Annotated in this window: 18 protein-coding genes; all 18 read right to left on the bottom strand. The window is 26.9% G+C overall.

Going from position 1 to position 19217, the window contains the following annotated elements:
• The 18 genes from lpxA to AC5SLZ_RS02475 all read right to left on the bottom strand — a co-directional run bounded on the left by lpxA (nucleotide 1) and on the right by AC5SLZ_RS02475 (nucleotide 19207).
• Nucleotides 1-783, bottom strand: coding sequence for an acyl-ACP--UDP-N-acetylglucosamine O-acyltransferase (gene lpxA / locus AC5SLZ_RS02560; RefSeq protein WP_494616038.1), 783 nt, complete (start codon nucleotides 781-783; stop codon nucleotides 1-3).
• Nucleotides 780-1760 carry a UDP-3-O-(3-hydroxymyristoyl)glucosamine N-acyltransferase gene (lpxD, locus tag AC5SLZ_RS02555; protein WP_494616036.1) on the bottom strand — a complete coding sequence of 327 codons (981 nt, stop codon included), beginning with the start codon at nucleotides 1758-1760 and terminating at the stop codon, nucleotides 780-782. The genes lpxA and lpxD overlap by 4 nt, the downstream gene beginning before the upstream one ends.
• 51 nt (nucleotides 1761-1811) lie before the next feature.
• On the bottom strand, nucleotides 1812-2258 hold the full coding sequence (gene fabZ, locus AC5SLZ_RS02550) for a 3-hydroxyacyl-ACP dehydratase FabZ (RefSeq protein WP_028037062.1): 447 nt from the start codon (nucleotides 2256-2258) through the stop codon (nucleotides 1812-1814).
• Nucleotides 2259-2780 (bottom strand): OmpH family outer membrane protein, encoded by a 522-nt coding sequence (locus AC5SLZ_RS02545; RefSeq protein WP_028037063.1) that lies wholly within the window; start codon nucleotides 2778-2780, stop codon nucleotides 2259-2261.
• 4 nt (nucleotides 2781-2784) lie between these two features.
• Nucleotides 2785-4983 (bottom strand): outer membrane protein assembly factor BamA, encoded by a 2199-nt coding sequence (gene bamA, locus AC5SLZ_RS02540; protein WP_494616034.1) that lies wholly within the window; start codon nucleotides 4981-4983, stop codon nucleotides 2785-2787.
• A 50-nt stretch (nucleotides 4984-5033) separates the two neighbouring features.
• On the bottom strand, nucleotides 5034-6131 hold the full coding sequence (locus AC5SLZ_RS02535; protein ID WP_494616220.1) for a 1-deoxy-D-xylulose-5-phosphate reductoisomerase: 1098 nt from the start codon (nucleotides 6129-6131) through the stop codon (nucleotides 5034-5036).
• A gap of 62 nt (nucleotides 6132-6193) precedes the next feature.
• On the bottom strand, nucleotides 6194-6883 hold the full coding sequence (locus AC5SLZ_RS02530) for a phosphatidate cytidylyltransferase (protein ID WP_494616033.1): 690 nt from the start codon (nucleotides 6881-6883) through the stop codon (nucleotides 6194-6196).
• A complete protein-coding gene (uppS, locus tag AC5SLZ_RS02525; protein WP_494616031.1) occupies nucleotides 6883-7557 on the bottom strand; it encodes a polyprenyl diphosphate synthase in 675 nt (224 codons plus the stop codon). The genes AC5SLZ_RS02530 and uppS overlap by 1 nt, the downstream gene beginning before the upstream one ends.
• Nucleotide 7558: 1 nt before the next feature.
• Complete coding sequence (gene frr, locus AC5SLZ_RS02520) at nucleotides 7559-8110, bottom strand: ribosome recycling factor (protein ID WP_494616029.1); 552 nt, start codon at nucleotides 8108-8110, stop codon at nucleotides 7559-7561.
• Nucleotides 8111-8962, bottom strand: coding sequence for a translation elongation factor Ts (gene tsf / locus AC5SLZ_RS02515; RefSeq protein WP_494616028.1), 852 nt, complete (start codon nucleotides 8960-8962; stop codon nucleotides 8111-8113).
• 1 nt (nucleotide 8963) lies between these two features.
• The gene (gene rpsB / locus AC5SLZ_RS02510) at nucleotides 8964-9782 is read right to left on the bottom strand and encodes a 30S ribosomal protein S2 (protein WP_494616027.1); all 819 of its coding nucleotides are present in this window, start codon (nucleotides 9780-9782) and stop codon (nucleotides 8964-8966) included.
• A gap of 129 nt (nucleotides 9783-9911) precedes the next feature.
• Nucleotides 9912-13328 carry a DNA polymerase III subunit alpha gene (gene dnaE, locus AC5SLZ_RS02505; RefSeq protein WP_494616026.1) on the bottom strand — a complete coding sequence of 1139 codons (3417 nt, stop codon included), beginning with the start codon at nucleotides 13326-13328 and terminating at the stop codon, nucleotides 9912-9914.
• Nucleotides 13321-13998, bottom strand: a complete 678-nt coding sequence (locus AC5SLZ_RS02500; RefSeq protein WP_494616024.1) for an ABC transporter ATP-binding protein — start codon at nucleotides 13996-13998, stop codon at nucleotides 13321-13323. Before AC5SLZ_RS02500 ends, dnaE begins: the two co-directional genes overlap by 8 nt.
• A complete protein-coding gene (locus tag AC5SLZ_RS02495) occupies nucleotides 13991-15226 on the bottom strand; it encodes a lipoprotein-releasing ABC transporter permease subunit (RefSeq protein ID WP_494616023.1) in 1236 nt (411 codons plus the stop codon). Before AC5SLZ_RS02495 ends, AC5SLZ_RS02500 begins: the two co-directional genes overlap by 8 nt.
• The gene (proS, locus tag AC5SLZ_RS02490) at nucleotides 15223-16557 is read right to left on the bottom strand and encodes a proline--tRNA ligase (RefSeq protein WP_494616021.1); all 1335 of its coding nucleotides are present in this window, start codon (nucleotides 16555-16557) and stop codon (nucleotides 15223-15225) included. Before proS ends, AC5SLZ_RS02495 begins: the two co-directional genes overlap by 4 nt.
• A 1-nt stretch (nucleotide 16558) precedes the next feature.
• Entirely contained in the window at nucleotides 16559-16804 is a 246-nt protein-coding gene (locus tag AC5SLZ_RS02485; RefSeq protein WP_028037075.1) for a DUF1467 family protein, read from the bottom strand.
• The gene (locus AC5SLZ_RS02480; protein WP_494616019.1) at nucleotides 16804-18459 is read right to left on the bottom strand and encodes a ribonuclease J; all 1656 of its coding nucleotides are present in this window, start codon (nucleotides 18457-18459) and stop codon (nucleotides 16804-16806) included. Before AC5SLZ_RS02480 ends, AC5SLZ_RS02485 begins: the two co-directional genes overlap by 1 nt.
• 1 nt (nucleotide 18460) lies before the next feature.
• On the bottom strand, nucleotides 18461-19207 hold the full coding sequence (locus AC5SLZ_RS02475) for a type III pantothenate kinase (protein WP_494616017.1): 747 nt from the start codon (nucleotides 19205-19207) through the stop codon (nucleotides 18461-18463).
• Between the last annotated feature and the right edge of the window lie 10 nt (nucleotides 19208-19217).

Here is a 19217-nt window from a genome sequence, read left to right as displayed (position 1 = left end):
TTATTTTGAAAACGGAGTACAAATTGGTCTTTTTTTATCTTTTTGAAGAAATTCTAAAATTTCCATAACAAGATTATTTTTTTTAAAATCATCAGATAAATTTTTTAAATTTTCTGATAGATTTTCACTTTTAAAAAGTTCCTTATAAGCATTACTGAGTAAAGTGATATCGTGATTTGAAATATTATTTCTTCTAAGACCAATTAAATTAATACCTTTAAGTATGCTTCTGTTTCCTTGAACTAATCCATAAGGTATCACATCTCTGATGACAGCACACATTCCGCCTATCATAGCAAACTTACCTATTCTAATAAACTGATGAACTGCAGAGTTACCTCCAATGATCGCATTATCTTCAATATGAACATGTCCACCAATAGCAACATTATTAACGACAACGATATTATTGCCAATATTACAATCATGAGCAACATGAGACGAAACCATAAATAAACAGTTATTACCAATTTTTGTCACTCCAGAGCCACCATCCGTGCCAGGATTTATTGAGACGTATTCTCTTATTTTATTATTGTCTCCAATTTCAAGACTAGATATTTCACCTTTAAATTTTAAATCTTGAGGATCATTTCCAATGGATGCAAAAGGATAAATTTTATTATTTTTTCCAATTTTTGTATGGCCAGCAATACTTACATGTGAATTAATATCTGTATCTTCTCCTATTTCTACGTTTGGACCAATGATGGAATATGGGCCAACATTTACACTAGAAGAAATTTTTGCTTTAGGATCTACAATTGCTGTTTTGTGTATCATTTATTTTCTTTCAAAAATTCTCTAATGCTTTTAGCTGGGTAACCCATTACTTTGATATTATCAGGTATATCCTTTATAACTCCACTCCCACCTGCAATCTCAACATTGTTACCAATTCTTAAATGTCCTGAAATTCCAACTTGACCACCAATTCTCACATTATTACCAATTGAGGAGCTGCCAGCAATCCCTACTTGACCGGCTATAATTGTATTTTCTCCAATTTTAACATTATGAGCTATATGAATTTGATTATCTAAATACGTATTTTTTCCAATATGTGTATTTGACATAGAGCCCCTGTCTATAGTCGAGCTGCAGCCGATTTCACAATAATCTTCAATTAAAACAACACCTATATGAGGATATCTTAAATTTGATTTATTATTTGGAAAAAAACCAAACCCATGTTTTCCTATAGTACAATTATCTAGAATTTTAACATTTTTTTTAATTAATGTATTTCTGATTAGTGTATTAGATCCGATAGAGCAATTATCACCAATAAAAACATTTTTTTCAATAATTGTATTATGCCCAATAGAGCAATTTGAACCAATTGTAACATTTTTACCGATTAATACATTTTTACCATATTTTACAAAATCATTAAACTTTGTTTGATTAATTTCTTGAACGGTATCATCAAAACCATCTTCAATTGAGTCTGGATAAAATTTAGAGGTAATAATAGAAGTTGAAACTAAAACATTATCTACAATTATGGGTTTACAATTTTTTGGTAAATCTTTTTTTAAATTTTCTGTTGTTAAACAAAAAGAGGCTTTTGTAATGTTTGCTGCCGATTTATATTTTTTTGAATGAAAAAATGAAATTTCATTTGATTGTGAGTTTTGCAAATCTTTAATATCATTAATAAGTAAATCTTTTTTATTTTCTATTTGATTAAGATTTAATTCTTTCAATATATCATCTAATTTAAAAGGACCATTATTTATGAAAAATGGATTAATCATAATTGCTTTTAACAAAGCAAAATAAAATAAGTTATCAATAATTATTGCTATTTATTTCTTATCTACGATAGTTGCAGACCACATTGCATCTGCCATTTTCTTATCCCCTACAAAAGCTTCACCTTTATATTTCCAAACTCTACCATGAGACCTTATGGCCTCAACATTTAACAAAAGTTTACAATCAGGAATAACAGGATTTCTAAAACGTGCTTTTTCAACACCCATTAAAAAAACAAGTTTATTTTCATATGTGGATTTATCAATACCATGGGCTGTTAAAGCAGCTGCTGTTTGACCAAAAGCTTCAACTATAAGAACTCCTGGCATAACTGGTTGTCCAGGAAAATGTCCTTGTACAAAAAAACTGCTCTTTTTAACGTTAACTATTCCAGTAGCAGATGTTAATTTTTTGATATCATTAAGCTCATCAATTAACAGCATTGGATCTCTATGAGGAAGTAAACTTTCTATCTCACTTTTATTTAAATTTATCATTTATTTTATATCTATACTTTTAATCTTATTATCTATGAGTGTAATCAAGTTTTTTGTAATATCATAGTCTTTACTTGCAATAAAAATATTTTTTTTATCTAACAAAATAGATATTGAATTTTCTGTCATATAGTTTTCCATTATAGGGTTTATCAATTTTATAAAGTTTAAAATATTCCTATTTCTTTTAGCTTTAAATTTTTTAATTTCATTCATTTTATTTTTTCTATAACTTTGAAATTCAATTTGTAATGATTTTAATTCTTTATTTATTTCCTCGTTAGTTATAAGGTTTTTTTTTGCTAATATTTTTTTTTCTTTATCTTTAAAATTATCATCACTAACTTTAAAATTTTCAATTTTCAATTTTTCTTCTTTTTTTAACGTTTCCAAAAGTGATTTGCCAGCAAGAGAATTAGATAAAATATAATCAACATCTACATATGAAATTTTTTCATCCGCTTTTGATATATTAAAAGATAAAAGTGAAACTAATAATATGAAAAAAAAATTTTTAAACATTGTATTAAAAAGATGTACCTAGATTAAATCTAAAAGACTCAGTCTTATCTCCAGTTTCTTTTGTTATTGGATAAGCCAAACTAAAATTCATAGGACCTAATGGACTCATCCAATCAAGAGCAATACCAATTGAAGATCTAATACCATTACCTTTAATAGATGAATTATAATCAACACCCCATATATCAGCTGCATCTGCAAATATTAAAAAGTCTAGTTTTTGCGACTCTTCAAATAAAAAAGGTACATTTGAGGCAAAATTAATTGAATACGCATAATTACCACCAATAAAATCATCTCCGTCTTTAGGACCAACTCTTCCTCTCTCAAAGCCTCTTAATCTACTTGATGGTATATTTATTCTTTCAGATAGTTTTATATTCTTATTATTTAATGAATTAGCAGCTTGAAAATAAAATGAAATAGAAGAAAAGTTATTTTCGAAAAAATCAAAATAGTGATCGTAATTATAATAATTTTTTAAAGTATTAGTGTCACTTAAAATTGGTAAATCCAATGAATAGAATGATCTAAAACCAGAATTTGTTTGAAATTTTTGATTACGTTTATCATAATTAAAATCGAATTCGATAAACGAGTCCCAATAATTTCCTTCTTGAGATTTTTGTTGTGCTGATGCTGTACTATTTGTTCGTATTACCTCATAAAAATTAGAATTAGATAATCCCAAATAAAAATCATTAAGGTATTCAAAATTAGTGCCAAAACTAAAACCAGTTTTGTTAGTTTTGTAACCAAATGTTTGATAATTATCATTTTCAATTGCTTCTGCAGATACATAAAAAGATTTATCCGTATTATTAAAATTTGGATTAGTGACTGAAAACTTACCCTTAAATGCTTCACTTGATAATTCAAAATTTGTATCAAGGTTAATTCCATTCCCTAAAAAATTATTTTCCCTAATCCCAAAACCAAATGATCCCCCAGAAGTACCGGCACCAGCTGTAGCAAAGATTTCACCAGTAGGTTTTTCTTCTAAGAAAATATTAATTGTTTTGGTGTTATTATCTTCATTAATTACAATTTTTGATTCAACTTTTCTGAAAAAATTGAGACTTTTGATATTATTTATAGATTTTGTAACTAAAATTTCACTGAAGGGATCACCCTCATCAAGCAATAATTGATTACGAATTACATTTTCATTAGTAATAGTATTTCCAAGTATATTTATTCTGTCTACAAAGATTTTTTCACTTTCTTCAATTGTAAATTTTAAATTAATTAAATTATCTTCTGTATTTTCAATAACATTAGCTTTTATAAATTTGTACTGTTCAAGAGTTGTAATAGTATCAATTTCATCAAGAATTTTATCTATTTGATTAATTGAATAAGCTTTTCCTTCAGTTTTTATAAATAGTTCTTTGATAGGAGTAAAATTTTTTTCATCAAAATCTGAAGGTAAATCTAAATCTAAGTTACCAAAAAAAACTTTAGAACCAGAATCTATGTTGAAAATTAATTCAAAATTATTTGAATCAATTAGTTTGGCAAATGAGGAATTTATTTTCACATTATAATATCCATTATTTTTATAAAAATTTTGTAAAAGTTTTTCATCAAAAAAAACTGAATTTTGATTTAAATATTTTCTACCAGAAATAAATTTCCAGAATTTGTATTCAGAGCTTGTTATAATTCTAAGAAGCTTTTTATCTTTAAAAACTTTATTTCCTATAAAAGTAATCTTTTTAATTTTTGATTTTTTTCCTAAATCTATATTATAGGTAATATTAACTAAATTATTTTTTGACTCATTTACTAAAATTTCTAAATTAGAGCTGTAATAACCTAAATTTTTTAAAATATTTTCAATTTTTAATTTTTCTTTTTTTAATAAATTTTCATTAAAAGACGATCTGGACTTTATAAAAGTATCCTGTTTTATTAATTCTAAAATTTTATTACTTTTTATTCCATTATAATTAACATCTTCAATAATAGGATTTTCTTCAACGGTGATTAATAAAATTTGTTCTTTAAAATTAATAGTTATGTTTTTAAAAAAATTAGTTTCATATAAATCATTCAACACGTTGTTTAATTTAATGTCATTTATTTCATCATCTTTACTAACAGAAATAAATAATTTTATAGTTTCATCTGTTATCCTATCATTTCCAATTATTTCAATTTTATTTATAGTTTTTGAAATTGCTGTTGACGATAACAGCATTAAAATAATGAAGACAAATTTAAAAAATGTAAAAATTGAACTCATCAGTTTTATGTAATCATCTTGTTAATTGTTGTTCGTATTTTATTATTTAATAAAACTATTGAGTTAATATTATCTAATTTGTTGTTACTATAATTCTTGAATTTTTTCATACTAATCAGTTTTTGAAGAAATTTTGTTATATCAGTAAAATAAATTTTTTTTAATAAAAAATGATTAACTAGTATGTCATTAGCCAAAACAATTACTGTTTCTAACGAAGATTCCTTATTTTTAAGCTTTTTTATAATCTTTATTGATGGAAATTTATTCAAATCAACTTTTTTAAGATTTAATAAATTTAATTTCTTAAGATTTAGTTTGTCCGTTTTAATTTTTTTGTTTTGATTCTCATATAGTGAATTAAATATAGGAATTCTCATGTTAGTGTCATGTGCAATAATTTTAACCATTCCATCATTAAATTTTATAATTGCGTGAACATATGATGAGGGATGTACCAATATATCTAATGCTTCATATTTTATATTAAATATTTTTTTTGCTTCTATGATTTCAAAAACCTTATTCATCATTGTTGCTGAATCTACAGATATCTTTTTTCCCATTTTCCAATTTGGATGATTAATTGCCTCTGAAATCTTAATATCCTTAAATTTATTTCTTGGAGTATTGATTAGAGGGCCACCAGAAGCAGTTAGATATATTTTATTAACATTAGAAATTTTATTACCTTGTAAAGAATAAAAGATTGAAAAATGTTCAGAGTCTACTGGTATAAAAGATGTATTAAACCTTTTGAGATCTTTCTTTATTAAATGCCAGCCACAAATGATTGCTTCTTTGTTGGCAATAGCTATTTTTTTTGTAAATCTAATAATTTTTATTGTTGGCACTAAGCCATTAATTCCAGAAATGGAGCTCATCACATAATCAACCTTTCTTTTAAAAATTTTATTAAAAGAGTCGTAATTATTATAAATATTAATTTTACCTAATTTATTTTTAGATAAATTAAGATATGATTTTTTGTCTGTTATAATTAAATTTTTTACTTGTAGAATTTTTGCTTGTTTTAAAATTTCTTTATAGCTTTTGTGCGCTGTAAGTAGAATTACTTCAAAATTTTTTTTATCCTTTTTTATTATTTCTATTAAAGTCTTACCAATAGAACCAGTTGATCCAAGGATAGCTATTTTTTTTTCATTTAAAATAATTTTAGTAAAAAATATGTGAATGGTATTGCAAATATAATACCATCAACTCTATCTAAAACTCCTCCATGGCCAGGTAATATATTGCCTGTATCTTTAATTTTTGCTTTTCTCTTAAAAAAAGAAACCAATAGATCTCCTAATTGGCTTATCAACGAAATCAAAAAACTAAACAAAATATTGTTTAAATCAAATACTAAATTCAAATACCCAAGATTTAAGAATATTGTTAATGGAATAATTGAAAATATAAACGAACCTACCGTTCCTGATATTGTTTTATTTGGACTAATTTTTGATAATTTTTTACCACCTATTAACTTTCCAAAAACATAGCCACCAATATCTGTAAAAAAACATATACTAATTATGTATAGAAAAAAAATAGAACCTTCAGATTTATGAATTTCATACGATAGATTGCAAAAAATAAAAAATACATAACAAAAGGTTATTAAATTTAAAATAAGAAATTTAAAATTAAATGTTTTAGATAAATTTTTTTTTTTTAAAAATTTAAGTGATATTAATTTTGAAAAAATATTGCTAGCCTCAATATAAATAAGAATACCGAGTAATAAAATTGAAAAAATGAAAATATATTGATGACTAAAATTAATGAAAAATAGAAGAAATAATAAGAAAATTGAAGTGATTATTCTTTTTAATAAGTTTTGTGACATCAAATATTACCAAAATTTCTCTTAATTCTTTTATATTTTTTAATTATCTTAATATAATCTTTCTCGTTAAAATCGGGCCATAATTTTTTTTCAAAAAAAATTTCAGCATAAGCCAATTGCCATAATAAAAAATTGCTCAATCTTTTTTTATCACCAGTTCTGATTAATAATTCAGGGTCTGGAATATTTTTTGTCAGTAAATATTTTGATAAATTTTTTTCATTTATTTTATCTTTATTTATGATTAATTTTTTAATGGCATTTAAAATTTCAAATTTAGAACCATAATTTAATGCAAGATTAATTTGAAGTCTTGTATTCTTTGATGTTTTCTTTTCTGAATAATTAAGAAGTTTGTTTAATTTTTTTGAAAACTTTTTAATACCTATAATATTTAATTTAATATTTTGCTTGTTAAGTTCATCAATTTTTTTTGATAGGAAATTTTCAAGCAAACTAAACAAATAATTTATTTCATTCTTTGGCCTATTCCAGTTTTCTGTAGAAAAAGCATATAATGTTAAATGTTTGATTTTTTGACGAACAGATTCTTGTATAATTTTTTCAACAGTATTTAGACCTGCTTTATGACCTTGGTTTCTAGAATTTTTATGTCTTAATCCCCACCGTCCATTGCCATCCATAATAATGGCCACATGATTGAGCGGGTTCATTTTATATGGTCATTATTTCTTTTTCTTTCAAAGAAACCTTTTCATCAACTACTCTTATATGGTCATCTGTAATTGTTTGGACATTTTTTTCTGATGATTTTTCATCATCTTCTCCAATTTCTTTTGCTTTTAAAAGTTTTTTTAAATCTTCATTTGCTTCTCTTCGAATGTTTCTAATAGAAACTTTACATTTTTCACCAATCGATTTAATTAGTTTTTTTAATTCTGTTCTTCTTTCCTCATTAAGTTCTGGGACAGGAAGCCTAATCAGCTGTCCATCAATCTGAGGATTTAAACCTAAGTCTGATTTTTTAATTGCGGCATCTACTAAAGGTACATTGCTTGCATCCCAAACTTGAATATTTATCATTCTAGGTTCAGGAGTGGTTATACTGCCAACTTGATTTATAGGCATTTGCTGCCCATAAACGTCAACTTTAACCAAATCTAGCATTGCAGCATTAGCTCTACCAGTCCTAAGCGATGATAGTTCTTTTAAAAAAACCTCAATGGCTTTATCCATTTTGACGTTATAAGACTTTTCGTCAAACATTTACTCTCCAATCTTTATTCTATAAAATTCTTTTATTTTTAAATCGGCAATTGAAAGCTCTTTAACAATATCTTGAACCTTTTTTTTAGGCTCCATAACCCAAGCTTGAGTTAAAAGAGAATTTTCTTCTTTAAATTTATTCATCTTACCTAAGCTAATTTTTTTGGCAATATCTTCAGGTTTTCCAGAATTTTTTAATTCTTCAGTTACAAGCTCTTGTTCTTTATCAACAATTGATTGATCTATTAAATCAGATGTAAGTGCCAATGGATTAGATGCAGCAATGTGCATAGATAATTGTTTTCCAAAACTTTTAACAGTATCAGAATTATCTTTTGTCTCTAACGAAACAATAACAGCTAGTTTTGAAATATTATCTTTAACAACTGTATGTAAATAATGATTGTTTACTGTTCCAGCATTTTCAATTGTTTTAGCTTTACCAATTGTAATTTTTTCACCGATTTTAGCAATTAAAGATACAACATTGTCTTCCACTGTTTCATCATTTTTCATTTTAGAACTTTTTAAATCATCTAAATTAGAATTTTTTTCATTATTTAATTCGCTTAGTTCTTTAACAAAATTTGTGAAATCTTCATTTTTTGCAACAAAGTCTGTTTCACAATTAACCTCTATAACTGATGTTTTGGTTTCATCACCACTCACAGCAACAACACCTTCTTTTGCATCTCTAGACATCTTTTTTGATGCCTTTGAAATTCCTTTTACACGTAAAATTTCAATAGCTTTATCAATATCACCACCAGACTCTTTTATTGCAAGATTACAATCTTTAAATCCAGCACCAGTTATTTCTCTTAATTTTTTAACATTTTCAATATCGCTCATATTAATTTAAAGTCTCCTTCTTATCTTTAGAAAATTTTTGTTCTAATTTTTCTCTATCAATTTCTTGAACGGTTTTTCCTTGATTTTTTTCTTTTGTATCCTGAATATCCTCTTTTTTAAGTTCAGGAGAAGGGATTGAACTTTTGGCATTATTAATAGTCTCTTTAATTAAATTACAATAAAGATCTATAGATCTACGAGCATCATCATTACCTGGTATTGGATAGTCAATATTATCAGGGTTAGAATTACTATCAAGAATTGCAATTATGGGTATTCCTAATTTTACTGACTCAGCAATTGCTAATGACTCATAATTTGTATCAATTATAAAAACTAAATCAGGAGTTTTTTTCATTTCAGCAATTCCACCTAATGATCTTTCAAGCTTATCCTTTTTAACACTCATTTTAAGCAGTTCTTTTTTTGTAAAACCTCTGTTTTCAGAAACTAGATCAGCTTCATATTTTTTCATTTTTTTAATTGAACCAGATATAGTTCCCCAATTAGTAAGCATACCGCCAAGCCATCTGTAATTTACAAAGTACTGATCAGTTTCTTTAGCAACTTCAGCAATAGCTTCTGATGCTTGTTTCTTAGTTGAAACAAATAAAATCTTACCGTTGTTAGCTATTGTTGAATAAATTTTCTCTAAAGCAACATTAGTTAATTCTAATGTTTGGGTTAAATCCATAATATGGATCGAGTCTCTTTTTCCAAAAATATATTTTTTCATTTTTGGATTCCATCTTAAAGTTTTGTGTCCAAGATGAACGCCTGCTTCTAATAATTGTTGTATTGTTATGCTTGGTATTTTCATATTTATTCCCGGTTAAGCCACCACAGTAATTTCCAATTAAGGACCGGAGGTATAAAACCAACAACTGTGTGCGTGTTAATTTAAATTAGGCTTTATTTACTAATAATTCATGAAATTAACAAGTTTTATTTAGTTTATAGAGCTCGATATATCTTGTTTTCTTAAAAGATTTAGTGATTTTCTATCAAGATTCCTTGTGTTTTTAAGTTTAAATTGCAATGTTTTGTCATCAACAATCATATTTATATTTACCTCTGTTTTACCTTCTTGTGTAAGAATTAACGAAATTGTTTCTAGATTTTCATCGGAATTAACTTTGAAAGAAACTTCATTAATTGGGCTATTAAAAAGGTCCGTCATAGAACCTATTTTTTGGACATTAATTCTTTTAAATCTATTTTCATCATTCGATATGCTTTTATTCAAGGTTAGCAGTAAAGAATTACCTTCTTTTAGAATGTCACGATTTAATTCAAGAATATCTGAAAAAATAAATATTTCAAAAACACTGTTTAGATCAGTTAATTTTAATACAGCATAGGAATTGCCTTTTGCGGTTTTTCTTTCTTGAACTTTTAATAAAGTTGCAGCAATATTTGTTTCTCTTATTTCTTCACTAGAATTAAAATTAGAATAATCAATAATCTTATAGTCATCAAAAATTTCTGTAAATTGATTTAAAGGATGATCTGAAATAAAAAAACCAACAGCCTCAAACTCTTTAGATAAACGTACTTCAAATTTCCAATCTTCAATATCGTTAACAATATTATTTTCTGAAGTTTCCTCATCAGAAAATAGATCTATTTGATTTACTGTTTTATTTTCAAATATATTTTTAGTTTTAATTATAAAATTTGGTATTGAATCAAAAAGAGCTTGTCGGTTGTTGTTAATATTATCGAAAGCACCCGCTTTAACTAAACCCTCTAATTGTAATTTATTCATATCTTTAGGGTTAATTCTATTCAAAAAATCATTTATTGATTTAAATTTTCCATTTTCAGTTCTCTCCTTAACAACATTAGAAATAGCTTCATAACCAACAGCTTTAATGCCTCCTAAAGCATAATAAAATTTATTATCAATTGTTCTAAAATTTGCAAAACACTCATTAATATCAGGTCTTACAACAGCAATTTTTAATCTTTTTAATTCTTCAAAAAATTCACTTAACTTATTTTGATTTGAAATATCCATTGTCATAGATGCTGCAATAAATTCTTTAGGATAATAGGTTTTTAAGAATGCAGTTTGGTAAGATATAATGGCATATGCTGCAGCGTGACTTTTGTTAAAACCATATTCAGCAAAAGGCTCTATTTTTAGAAAAATTCCCGCAGCAACATCTTTTGCAATTCCATTTTTTAATGCTCCAGCAATAAAACCTTGTTTTTGTTTTTCTAATTCTGCTCTTTTCTTTTTTCCCATTGCTCTTCTGAGAAGGTCAGCTTGACCAGCAGTAAAACCAGATAATTTTTGAGCAATTTGCATTACCTGTTCTTGATATATAATTACACCATATGTTGGTTTTAGAATGTCTTCTAATAAAGGATGAAGATAATCTGGCGTTTGCCTTCCATGTTTACAATCATTGTAGGTTGGAATATTGCTCATTGGCCCAGGTCTATAGAGAGCAACTAGAGCAATAATATCTTCGATGTGATTAGGTTTCATCTGAACAAGGGCTTCTCGCATTCCAGCACTTTCCACCTGGAATAATCCAACCGTATTACCACTTGATAGTAAATCAAACACTCTTTGATCCTCATAACTAATTTTTTCAATATCAAAATTTTTATCAATTTTTTTGATTAATTTTTGAGTATTATTAATAACGGTAAGTGTTTTTAATCCTAAAAAATCAAATTTAACTAATCCTGCATTTTCTGCAGAATACATATCAAATTGAGTTGATGGTAATAACAAATTTGCTGAAACATCCTTGTATAAGGGCACTATCTCTGTAAGTTTTTTATCTGCTATTACAACACCAGCTGCATGTGTTGCAACATTTCGATTTAATCCTTCCAGTTTCAATGAAAGATCAGTTAATTTTTTTACTCTGGGGTCATCATTGACAAGTTTTTGCAATCTTGGCTCACCTGCAATACACTGAGATAAACTTTGTGGTCTAGAAGGATCAAACGGTATCATTTTTGAAATACTATCAACAAAGCCATATGGCAATCCTAATACTCTTCCAACATCTCTAATTACCATTCTTGCTTTTAATTTACCAAAAGTAATGATGTGAGCGACACTATCTTGATATTTTTTTGTTAAATATTCAAAAACTAAGTCTCTTTTTTCCTCACAAAAATCTATGTCAAAGTCAGGCATAGAAATACGATCAGGATTTAAAAATCTTTCAAAAATTAGATTAAATTTGATAGGATCAACATCTGTAATTGAAAGACACCAAGCTACAAGAGACCCAGCACCTGATCCTCTTCCTGGACCAACTGGAATGTCATTATTTTTTGCCCACTTAATATAATCAGATACAATAAGAAAATAACTAGAGTATTTCATTTCTATTATAATTGATAACTCATGGTCTAATCTATCTTTATATTCTAGGTAAGTTCTGTTGTTTTCTAAGTCATTTGCTTTGATACCAAAAACTTTATCAAATTTAGTTCTTAGCCCATGAAATGAGTCTTTTTTCAAAACATCATCAGCATTTCCTCCTTTTTCAGAACTAATATTCGGTAAAATTGGATTAGAAGATAATGGTCTAAAATTACATCTTAATGGAAATTTATAATTATTTTCTAAAGCTTCTGGTATATCTGCAAATAATTCAGTCATCTCTGAATTATTCTTAAAATAGTGTTGATTGCTTAATCGTGTTCTTGATTTTTCATTAACATAAGTTTTATTGCCAATACAAATTAATGCATCATGAGCTTCATGCATATCTTTATTTAAATAAAAAACTTCATTTGTTGCTATTATTGGAATTTCTAATTCAAGGGATTTATTTAAATTAAATTTTTCAAAACCTAATTCATTCTGATCACCATGTCTTTGTATCTCTATATAAAATCGATTACCAAAATCTAATTTTAATCTTTTATATAACTCAAGAACATCAGTAAATTTTCCTTTATTAAATAATTCTCCAAATAATCCAAAAATAGTTCCTGAAAAGATTGCCACACCTGAATTGTCCTCTAATAAGTCTTTAAAATCAATGTGTGGCTCAGACAGCTCATCATTTTCAAGAAATGAGAGTGATGATAGTTTAATTATTCTTTTGTAGCCCTCCTCATTAAGTGCAAATAAAGGTAATAAACCAATACAATCACCAAATTTAAAATTAATTTGAGTACCAATAATTGGTTGAGTTCCAATCTTAGAAATTTTTTCAGCAAATTCTAGAGCTCCACATAGATTTGAAGTATCACAAAGAGCCAGTGATTTTATTTTATTTGATTTTGAAAAATCTTGTAAATCGTCTATTTTTACCGCACCTTCACAAATTGAGTATTGTGAGTGGATTTTTAAATGATTAAAATTAAGTTCAGATAACTCAGGCATTAATAGTTTTTACACTACCATCCGTCATCTCCAAAAGGCAATCCGCCTTATTAGCAAAAAATCTATTGTGGGTTGCAAATATAATTAATCTATTGGGGTTTTTTTGATCATTTAAGAGTTGAAATATTTCCTTAGCAGTACTTAAGTCTAAACTTCCAGTAGGTTCATCCGCTAGAATAATTTCTGGATTATTAATAATTGCTCTTGCAATAGCTACTCGTTGACATTCACCTCCAGATAATTGAGAAGGAAAATGATTTAATCTATTGGACAGACCTAATTTTCTTAATAAATCTTTTGTTTTTTTTATTGCTGAGTCTTTATCGTTACTTATGGATAAATTTGCTAAATAAACATTTTCTAACGCTGTAAAATCAGAAAGCAAATTGTTTTGTTGATAAACTATTCCAATATTTTTAGCTCTAAAAATATCGTTTTTTTTATTATTTGAAAAATTAACCAGGTGATCATTAAATCTAATAGATCCATGTGTGGGTCTGTCTATTAAGGATATCAAATTTAGCAATGTTGACTTCCCAGATCCAGATGGACCGATCAATGCATACATTTTACCTTTATTAAAATTATATGATAGGTTTCTTAAAACTTTAATCTTTCTCTCAGTATTAAAATTTTTTGAAATATTTTTTAACCTTAAAAAATTATTCATATTTTAATGCTTGGATTGGATCCAAATTAGCTGCTTTAAATGCAGGAAATATAGAAACCAAAATTGTTATTAATATTGAACAGACTGATATCAGTAAGATTGAGTAAAAATTTATTTCTGAAGGCATACTACTTAAAAAATAAATTTCCTCAGGAAATAAGCTGATATTAAAAGTTGAACTTAAAAATTGTCTAAAATTTTCTATATATAATGAAAATGTAACACCTAAAATAATTCCAAAAATTGTTGCTGATGTACCTATTATAATACCAATTAAAAAAAATATTTTTATAATTGATTTGTTTAAAACACCAATTGATTTCAAAATCGCTATATCTCTTGTTTTATTCTTAACTAAAATTGTCAATCCAGATATAATATTAAATGCAGCAACAATAATTATTAAAGATAATATTATAAACATTACATTTCTTTCAATCTTTAGTGCTGAAAATAAAGAGCTGTTCATGTCTGCCCAAGTATAAATAAATTCTTGGTCAAAAACCTTTTGAACTATTTTTTTTTGTGATTCAATATTTTTAGGATCTTTTAAATAAATTTCTAAACTTCTATCTTTTTTATCAAAGCCAAAAAAATCATCTAATGTATCTAAATTTATAAGAGCTATATTATTGTCGAAATCTGCTAACCCACTATTAAAAACTGATGTTATTTGAAAAGTTTTTTGTTTTGGCATACTTCCTATGATTGTTTCAACACCAGATGGAGACATAAGAGTAATTTTATCTCCTATCTTAAGATCTAAACTAAAACTTAGTTCGTTACCTATAGATATAGAATTTTTATCTAATTGATTCTTATCTCCTCTAAATTTATCATTTTTAATTATTGTCAAATTAGAAAATTCGTTAGATTGATATCCTCTTAAAACTATCCCTTTGGATGTTTTATTTTTCAAGATTATGGCTTCACCAGAGTTACTAAAAATTAAATTTTTAGCTATAAACTTCAAATTATTGATCTCTAATTTATTTCGGTCTATTCCGTTTTTATTATAAGATTTTACAGTGATGTGTGAGTTAAAACCTACTATCTTATTTATTAATTCTGTCCTAAACCCATTCATAACAGACATGACAATTATTAAGACCGCAACACCAAGACTGATCCCTATGAAAGAAAAAATAGATATAACATTTAAAAAGCCATCTTTTTTTCTAGCTTTTAAAAATCTAAAAGTAATTTCTTTTTCTAGGGTAGAAATCAATTTGAAACTTTTTGTTTTGTTATAATTTCAACTATTTTATCTAAAGTTAAATTCTGGGTTTCGCCACCTGTTTCTTTAAATTCAAGAAGATCACCCTCAGATTTTTTTCCAATAATTATTTGGTATGGAGCTCCAATTAAATTCATCTTCTTAATTTTGGATGAATAGTTTTCATCTGTATCATCAATAATTGTCTCAATATTATTTTTAATTAGTTCAGAATTTATATTTTTAGCTTTTTCAAGAGCAGAGGAATCGTTTTTATTAATCATAGGAATAAGTGCGATGTCATAAGGAGCAACAGACAATGGCCATTTCATGATTTCATTTTTATCATCATATTTTGCTTCTATAATAGCTCCTACCAACCTTGACACACCAATTCCATAAGAACCCATTTTAACATGATCCTTTTTACCACCAGGAAGATCAACAGCAGCACTCATTGCTTTTGAATATTTGTCACCAAAATAAAATATATGTCCAACTTCAATACCTTTTGTTATCAATCTATTTTCTTCTGAAACAATTTTTTCAAACTCATCTTTATTAAATTTTTCATCAGTCACTGAATAATACTGTTCATATTTTTTTCGCATTTGTTCTAATGAAGATTTTTCTAATGTAGTGCCTTCGCTAGTTAAATCAAAAATTCGTTTGTCGGTAAAAATTTTACTCTCACCAGTGTCAGCCAAAATTATAAACTCATGTGATAAATTTCCTCCAATAGGACCTGTGTCAGCAGCCATAGGAATTGCTGTTAGTGATAATCTTTTAAAAGTTCTTAAATAAGATAAGAAAAATTTATTGTAAGAATAAAATGCATCTTCATCCGTAACATCAAATGAATACGCATCCTTCATATAAAACTCTCTACCTCTCATAATTCCAAATCTAGGTCTAATTTCATCTCTGAATTTCCATTGTATATGGTACAGAAGTTGCGGCAGTGATTTATAAGACTTCAATGATGATCTAAAAATCTCAGTAACTTGCTCTTCATTAGTTGGTCCGTAAAGCATCTCTCTATTTTGACGATCTTTAATTCTGAGCATTTCTTCTCCATAATCATCATACCTACCGCTTTCTTTCCAAATTTCACTTGATTGAATTGTTGGCATCAAAATTTCTTGTGCACCAATTTTATCTTGTTCTTGTCTTACAATAGCTTCGATTTTCTTCATCACTTTAAACCCGAGAGGAAGCCAAGAATAAATTCCTGCTGAAGCTTGTTTGATCATTCCTACCCTCAACATTAATTGATGAGATTTAATTTTTGCCTCAGAAGGATTATTTTTTAATATTGGAATAAAAGATTTTGATAAAAGCATCTTAATTAATAATATTTCTTAAATTTAAATATTCAAATTTAATTAATAGATAAATTATTACAAAAATAATAGTTGTAATTCCCGTGCAATAAAGGAATTTTTTTAACATCTTTGGGTTTTCAGGTGATCCAGAGTCCTCACCATCAATTTTAACTGTTTTTACTCTATTTACATCTATTGGTAAAATAGCAAAAAAAACAATCCACCATATAATAATGTAGATTATTGCTAGCCCTGTGATGCTCATTAAATTCTTATTAGATTAATATTTGTAAAAGGTTTTTTTCCAGTCTTTTCTTTTGAAAATTTTCTACACGCAATTTTTAGTGCATCTATTAAATTATGTTCTTGTTGTCTACTTCCCAATCTAAAGGTTCTTGTAATATCTTCGATCACATCTTCTAAACCATAAACAAATTCTTCAGTATCATCAATAGGAATACCTCTAAAAGTTAAAACTGGTCTTTTATGAATATTACCTTTGGGAGTAATTAAAACTGTTGCCTCAATATATCCATTTGCACTTAAATTTTTCCTGTCTTTAATTGATTGAGCATCTTCTACTACACTAATATTTCCATCTACATAAAGTCTACCATGTGGAGCCTTATCATATACCTCGGGTTTACCTGGGTGAAGCTTAACAATATCACCATTTTCGACTTGAACAGGGTTAGGTACATTCATTTCTTTTGCAAATTTCATATGCTCAATCATGTGTCTATGCTCACCATGAACAGGGATGGCACACTGTGGTTTTACCCATTCATACATTTCTCTTAGATCGTCTCTATTTGGGTGACCTGAAACGTGAACAAATTCATTTTCTTCAGATATAACTTCGATACCATCTTTAACTAATTGATTTTGCAAATTGTATAATTTTTTTTCATTACCAGGAATAATTTTAGATGAAAATATGACAGTATCATCTTTTTCAATAAATACATCTGGATGGGTATATTTGGCAATTCTCATCAAAGCTGCCATAGGTTCACCTTGACTACCTGTGCAAAGATAAACTATTTTTTCTCTTGAAATATTTTTAGCCTCTCGTGGATCTATTGGTTCAATTACATCTTTTAAATAACCACATTGTCTAGCTGCTTTAAATATTCTATGCATTGATCTTCCAACTAAAGATATTTGTCTGCCTGTTTTTTCTGCACAATAAAAAGCTGTTTCTAATCTGGCAACATTAGAAGCAAATGAAGCAATAATAATTCTTTTTTTTAAACTGCTCATAATATTTAACATACTTTTTCTAACATCTAATTCAGAGCCTGCTTTACCTAAGCTAAAAACATTTGTTGAATCGCATATCATTGCAAGTACACCCTCATTACCTATTTCCTTCAATCTATTTGAGTTAATCTTTCCACCAATTAAAGGTTCTGGATCAATTTTCCAATCTCCAGTATGTAAAATTACACCAGCAGGTGTTTCAATTCTTAAACCATTTGGTTCTAAAATTGAGTGTGTTAATGTGATGTATTCAATTTTAAAAGGATCTAAATCTATCGTTCCATTTAATTGAACTATCTTTAGATGTTTCGTTATATCAATATGTTTTTCTTTAAATTTTTCTTTAATCAATACAGCAGTAAATGGTGTAGCAAATATATTGCATTCTAGTTTAGGCCAAAGATGAGCTATGGCTCCAATGTGATCTTCATGAGCATGAGTTAAAACAATTCCCAATAGATCATCTTTTTTATCAACAATAAAACCAGGATCTGGGTAAATTAAATCAATACCTGGCAAGGTATCATCAGCAAAGGTAACCCCTATATCAACCATAATCCATTTGTGTTCGCCTGGTTTACCATAAGCAAACAAATTCATGTTCATGCCTATTTCACCAGATCCACCTAGTGGACAAAATAATAATTCATCTTTCATGTTATTTAATTAATTTTGAAATCTTGATTAGACCGTTAATTGTTATATCTTTGTTATGATAAACTTTCGTTTTTATTGATTTTTTAAATAAGTTAGAAAATCCTCCAGTGATTATTACTTTAAAAGATTTTCTAGTCTCTTTCTTAATTAAATAAATGATATTGTCAATTAAACCCGCATATCCCCAAAAAAAACCAGACCTTACAGCTGATACAGTGTCTTTACCTATGACATTTCTAATCATTTTAAGATTAATTTTGGGAATTAATGTCGCTTTATCAGCCAATGCTCCTAATGAAAGTCTTATGCCCGGTGCAATAACTCCTCCAGAATATGTGTCTTTGATCAATACGTCAAATGTTGTTGCGGTTCCGAAATCAAGAATAATAAAATTATTTTTATTGTTCATTAAACTTATTGCATTAGTAATTCTGTCAGAACCAACCTGTTTATAATTAACTTTTATCTTAATTAAAGATTTTATATCTAAATTTTTTACTTCATAACAATTAATTTTAGTTTTTTTGGATAAAAATTTTTTAATTATATTAAAAGTATTTGGAACAACACTGCAAAATAAAATTTTGTTGATGCTTTTATAATTAGGTTTAAGTGAACTGATATATTTACTCAATTTTTTTTGATTTAAATCTTTAGATGGAAAATTTATTTTTTTAATTATTTTATTTCTTGTTGAAACTAAAAAAATTTTAGTATCAGTATTTCCAATATCTCCAAGTATATACATCTAATATTTT

It is taken from the genome of Candidatus Pelagibacter sp. PS_06 (assembly GCF_059418045.1).
Note: the sequence above shows the minus strand (reverse complement) of the source record. Positions and strands in the feature narration are given on the sequence as shown.

Excerpts from the sequence above, each read along its gene's own strand:
- fabZ (WP_028037062.1), bottom strand. The coding sequence starts at position 2,258 with ATGATAAATTTAAATAAAAGTGAGATAGAAAGTTTACTTCCTCATAGA.
- AC5SLZ_RS02475 (WP_494616017.1), bottom strand. The coding sequence starts at position 19,207 with ATGTATATACTTGGAGATATTGGAAATACTGATACTAAAATTTTTTTA.
- lpxD (WP_494616036.1), bottom strand. The coding sequence starts at position 1,760 with ATGATTAATCCATTTTTCATAAATAATGGTCCTTTTAAATTAGATGAT.
- AC5SLZ_RS02480 (WP_494616019.1), bottom strand. The coding sequence starts at position 18,459 with ATGAAAGATGAATTATTATTTTGTCCACTAGGTGGATCTGGTGAAATA.
- proS (WP_494616021.1), bottom strand. The coding sequence starts at position 16,557 with ATGCTTTTATCAAAATCTTTTATTCCAATATTAAAAAATAATCCTTCT.
- frr (WP_494616029.1), bottom strand. The coding sequence starts at position 8,110 with ATGTTTGACGAAAAGTCTTATAACGTCAAAATGGATAAAGCCATTGAG.
- AC5SLZ_RS02500 (WP_494616024.1), bottom strand. The coding sequence starts at position 13,998 with ATGAATAATTTTTTAAGGTTAAAAAATATTTCAAAAAATTTTAATACT.
- rpsB (WP_494616027.1), bottom strand. The coding sequence starts at position 9,782 with ATGAAAATACCAAGCATAACAATACAACAATTATTAGAAGCAGGCGTT.
- AC5SLZ_RS02485 (WP_028037075.1), bottom strand. The coding sequence starts at position 16,804 with ATGAGCATCACAGGGCTAGCAATAATCTACATTATTATATGGTGGATT.
- bamA (WP_494616034.1), bottom strand. The coding sequence starts at position 4,983 with ATGCTGTTATCGTCAACAGCAATTTCAAAAACTATAAATAAAATTGAA.
- uppS (WP_494616031.1), bottom strand. The coding sequence starts at position 7,557 with ATGAACCCGCTCAATCATGTGGCCATTATTATGGATGGCAATGGACGG.
- tsf (WP_494616028.1), bottom strand. The coding sequence starts at position 8,962 with ATGAGCGATATTGAAAATGTTAAAAAATTAAGAGAAATAACTGGTGCT.
- AC5SLZ_RS02530 (WP_494616033.1), bottom strand. The coding sequence starts at position 6,883 with ATGTCACAAAACTTATTAAAAAGAATAATCACTTCAATTTTCTTATTA.
- dnaE (WP_494616026.1), bottom strand. The coding sequence starts at position 13,328 with ATGCCTGAGTTATCTGAACTTAATTTTAATCATTTAAAAATCCACTCA.
- lpxA (WP_494616038.1), bottom strand. The coding sequence starts at position 783 with ATGATACACAAAACAGCAATTGTAGATCCTAAAGCAAAAATTTCTTCT.
- AC5SLZ_RS02545 (WP_028037063.1), bottom strand. The coding sequence starts at position 2,780 with ATGTTTAAAAATTTTTTTTTCATATTATTAGTTTCACTTTTATCTTTT.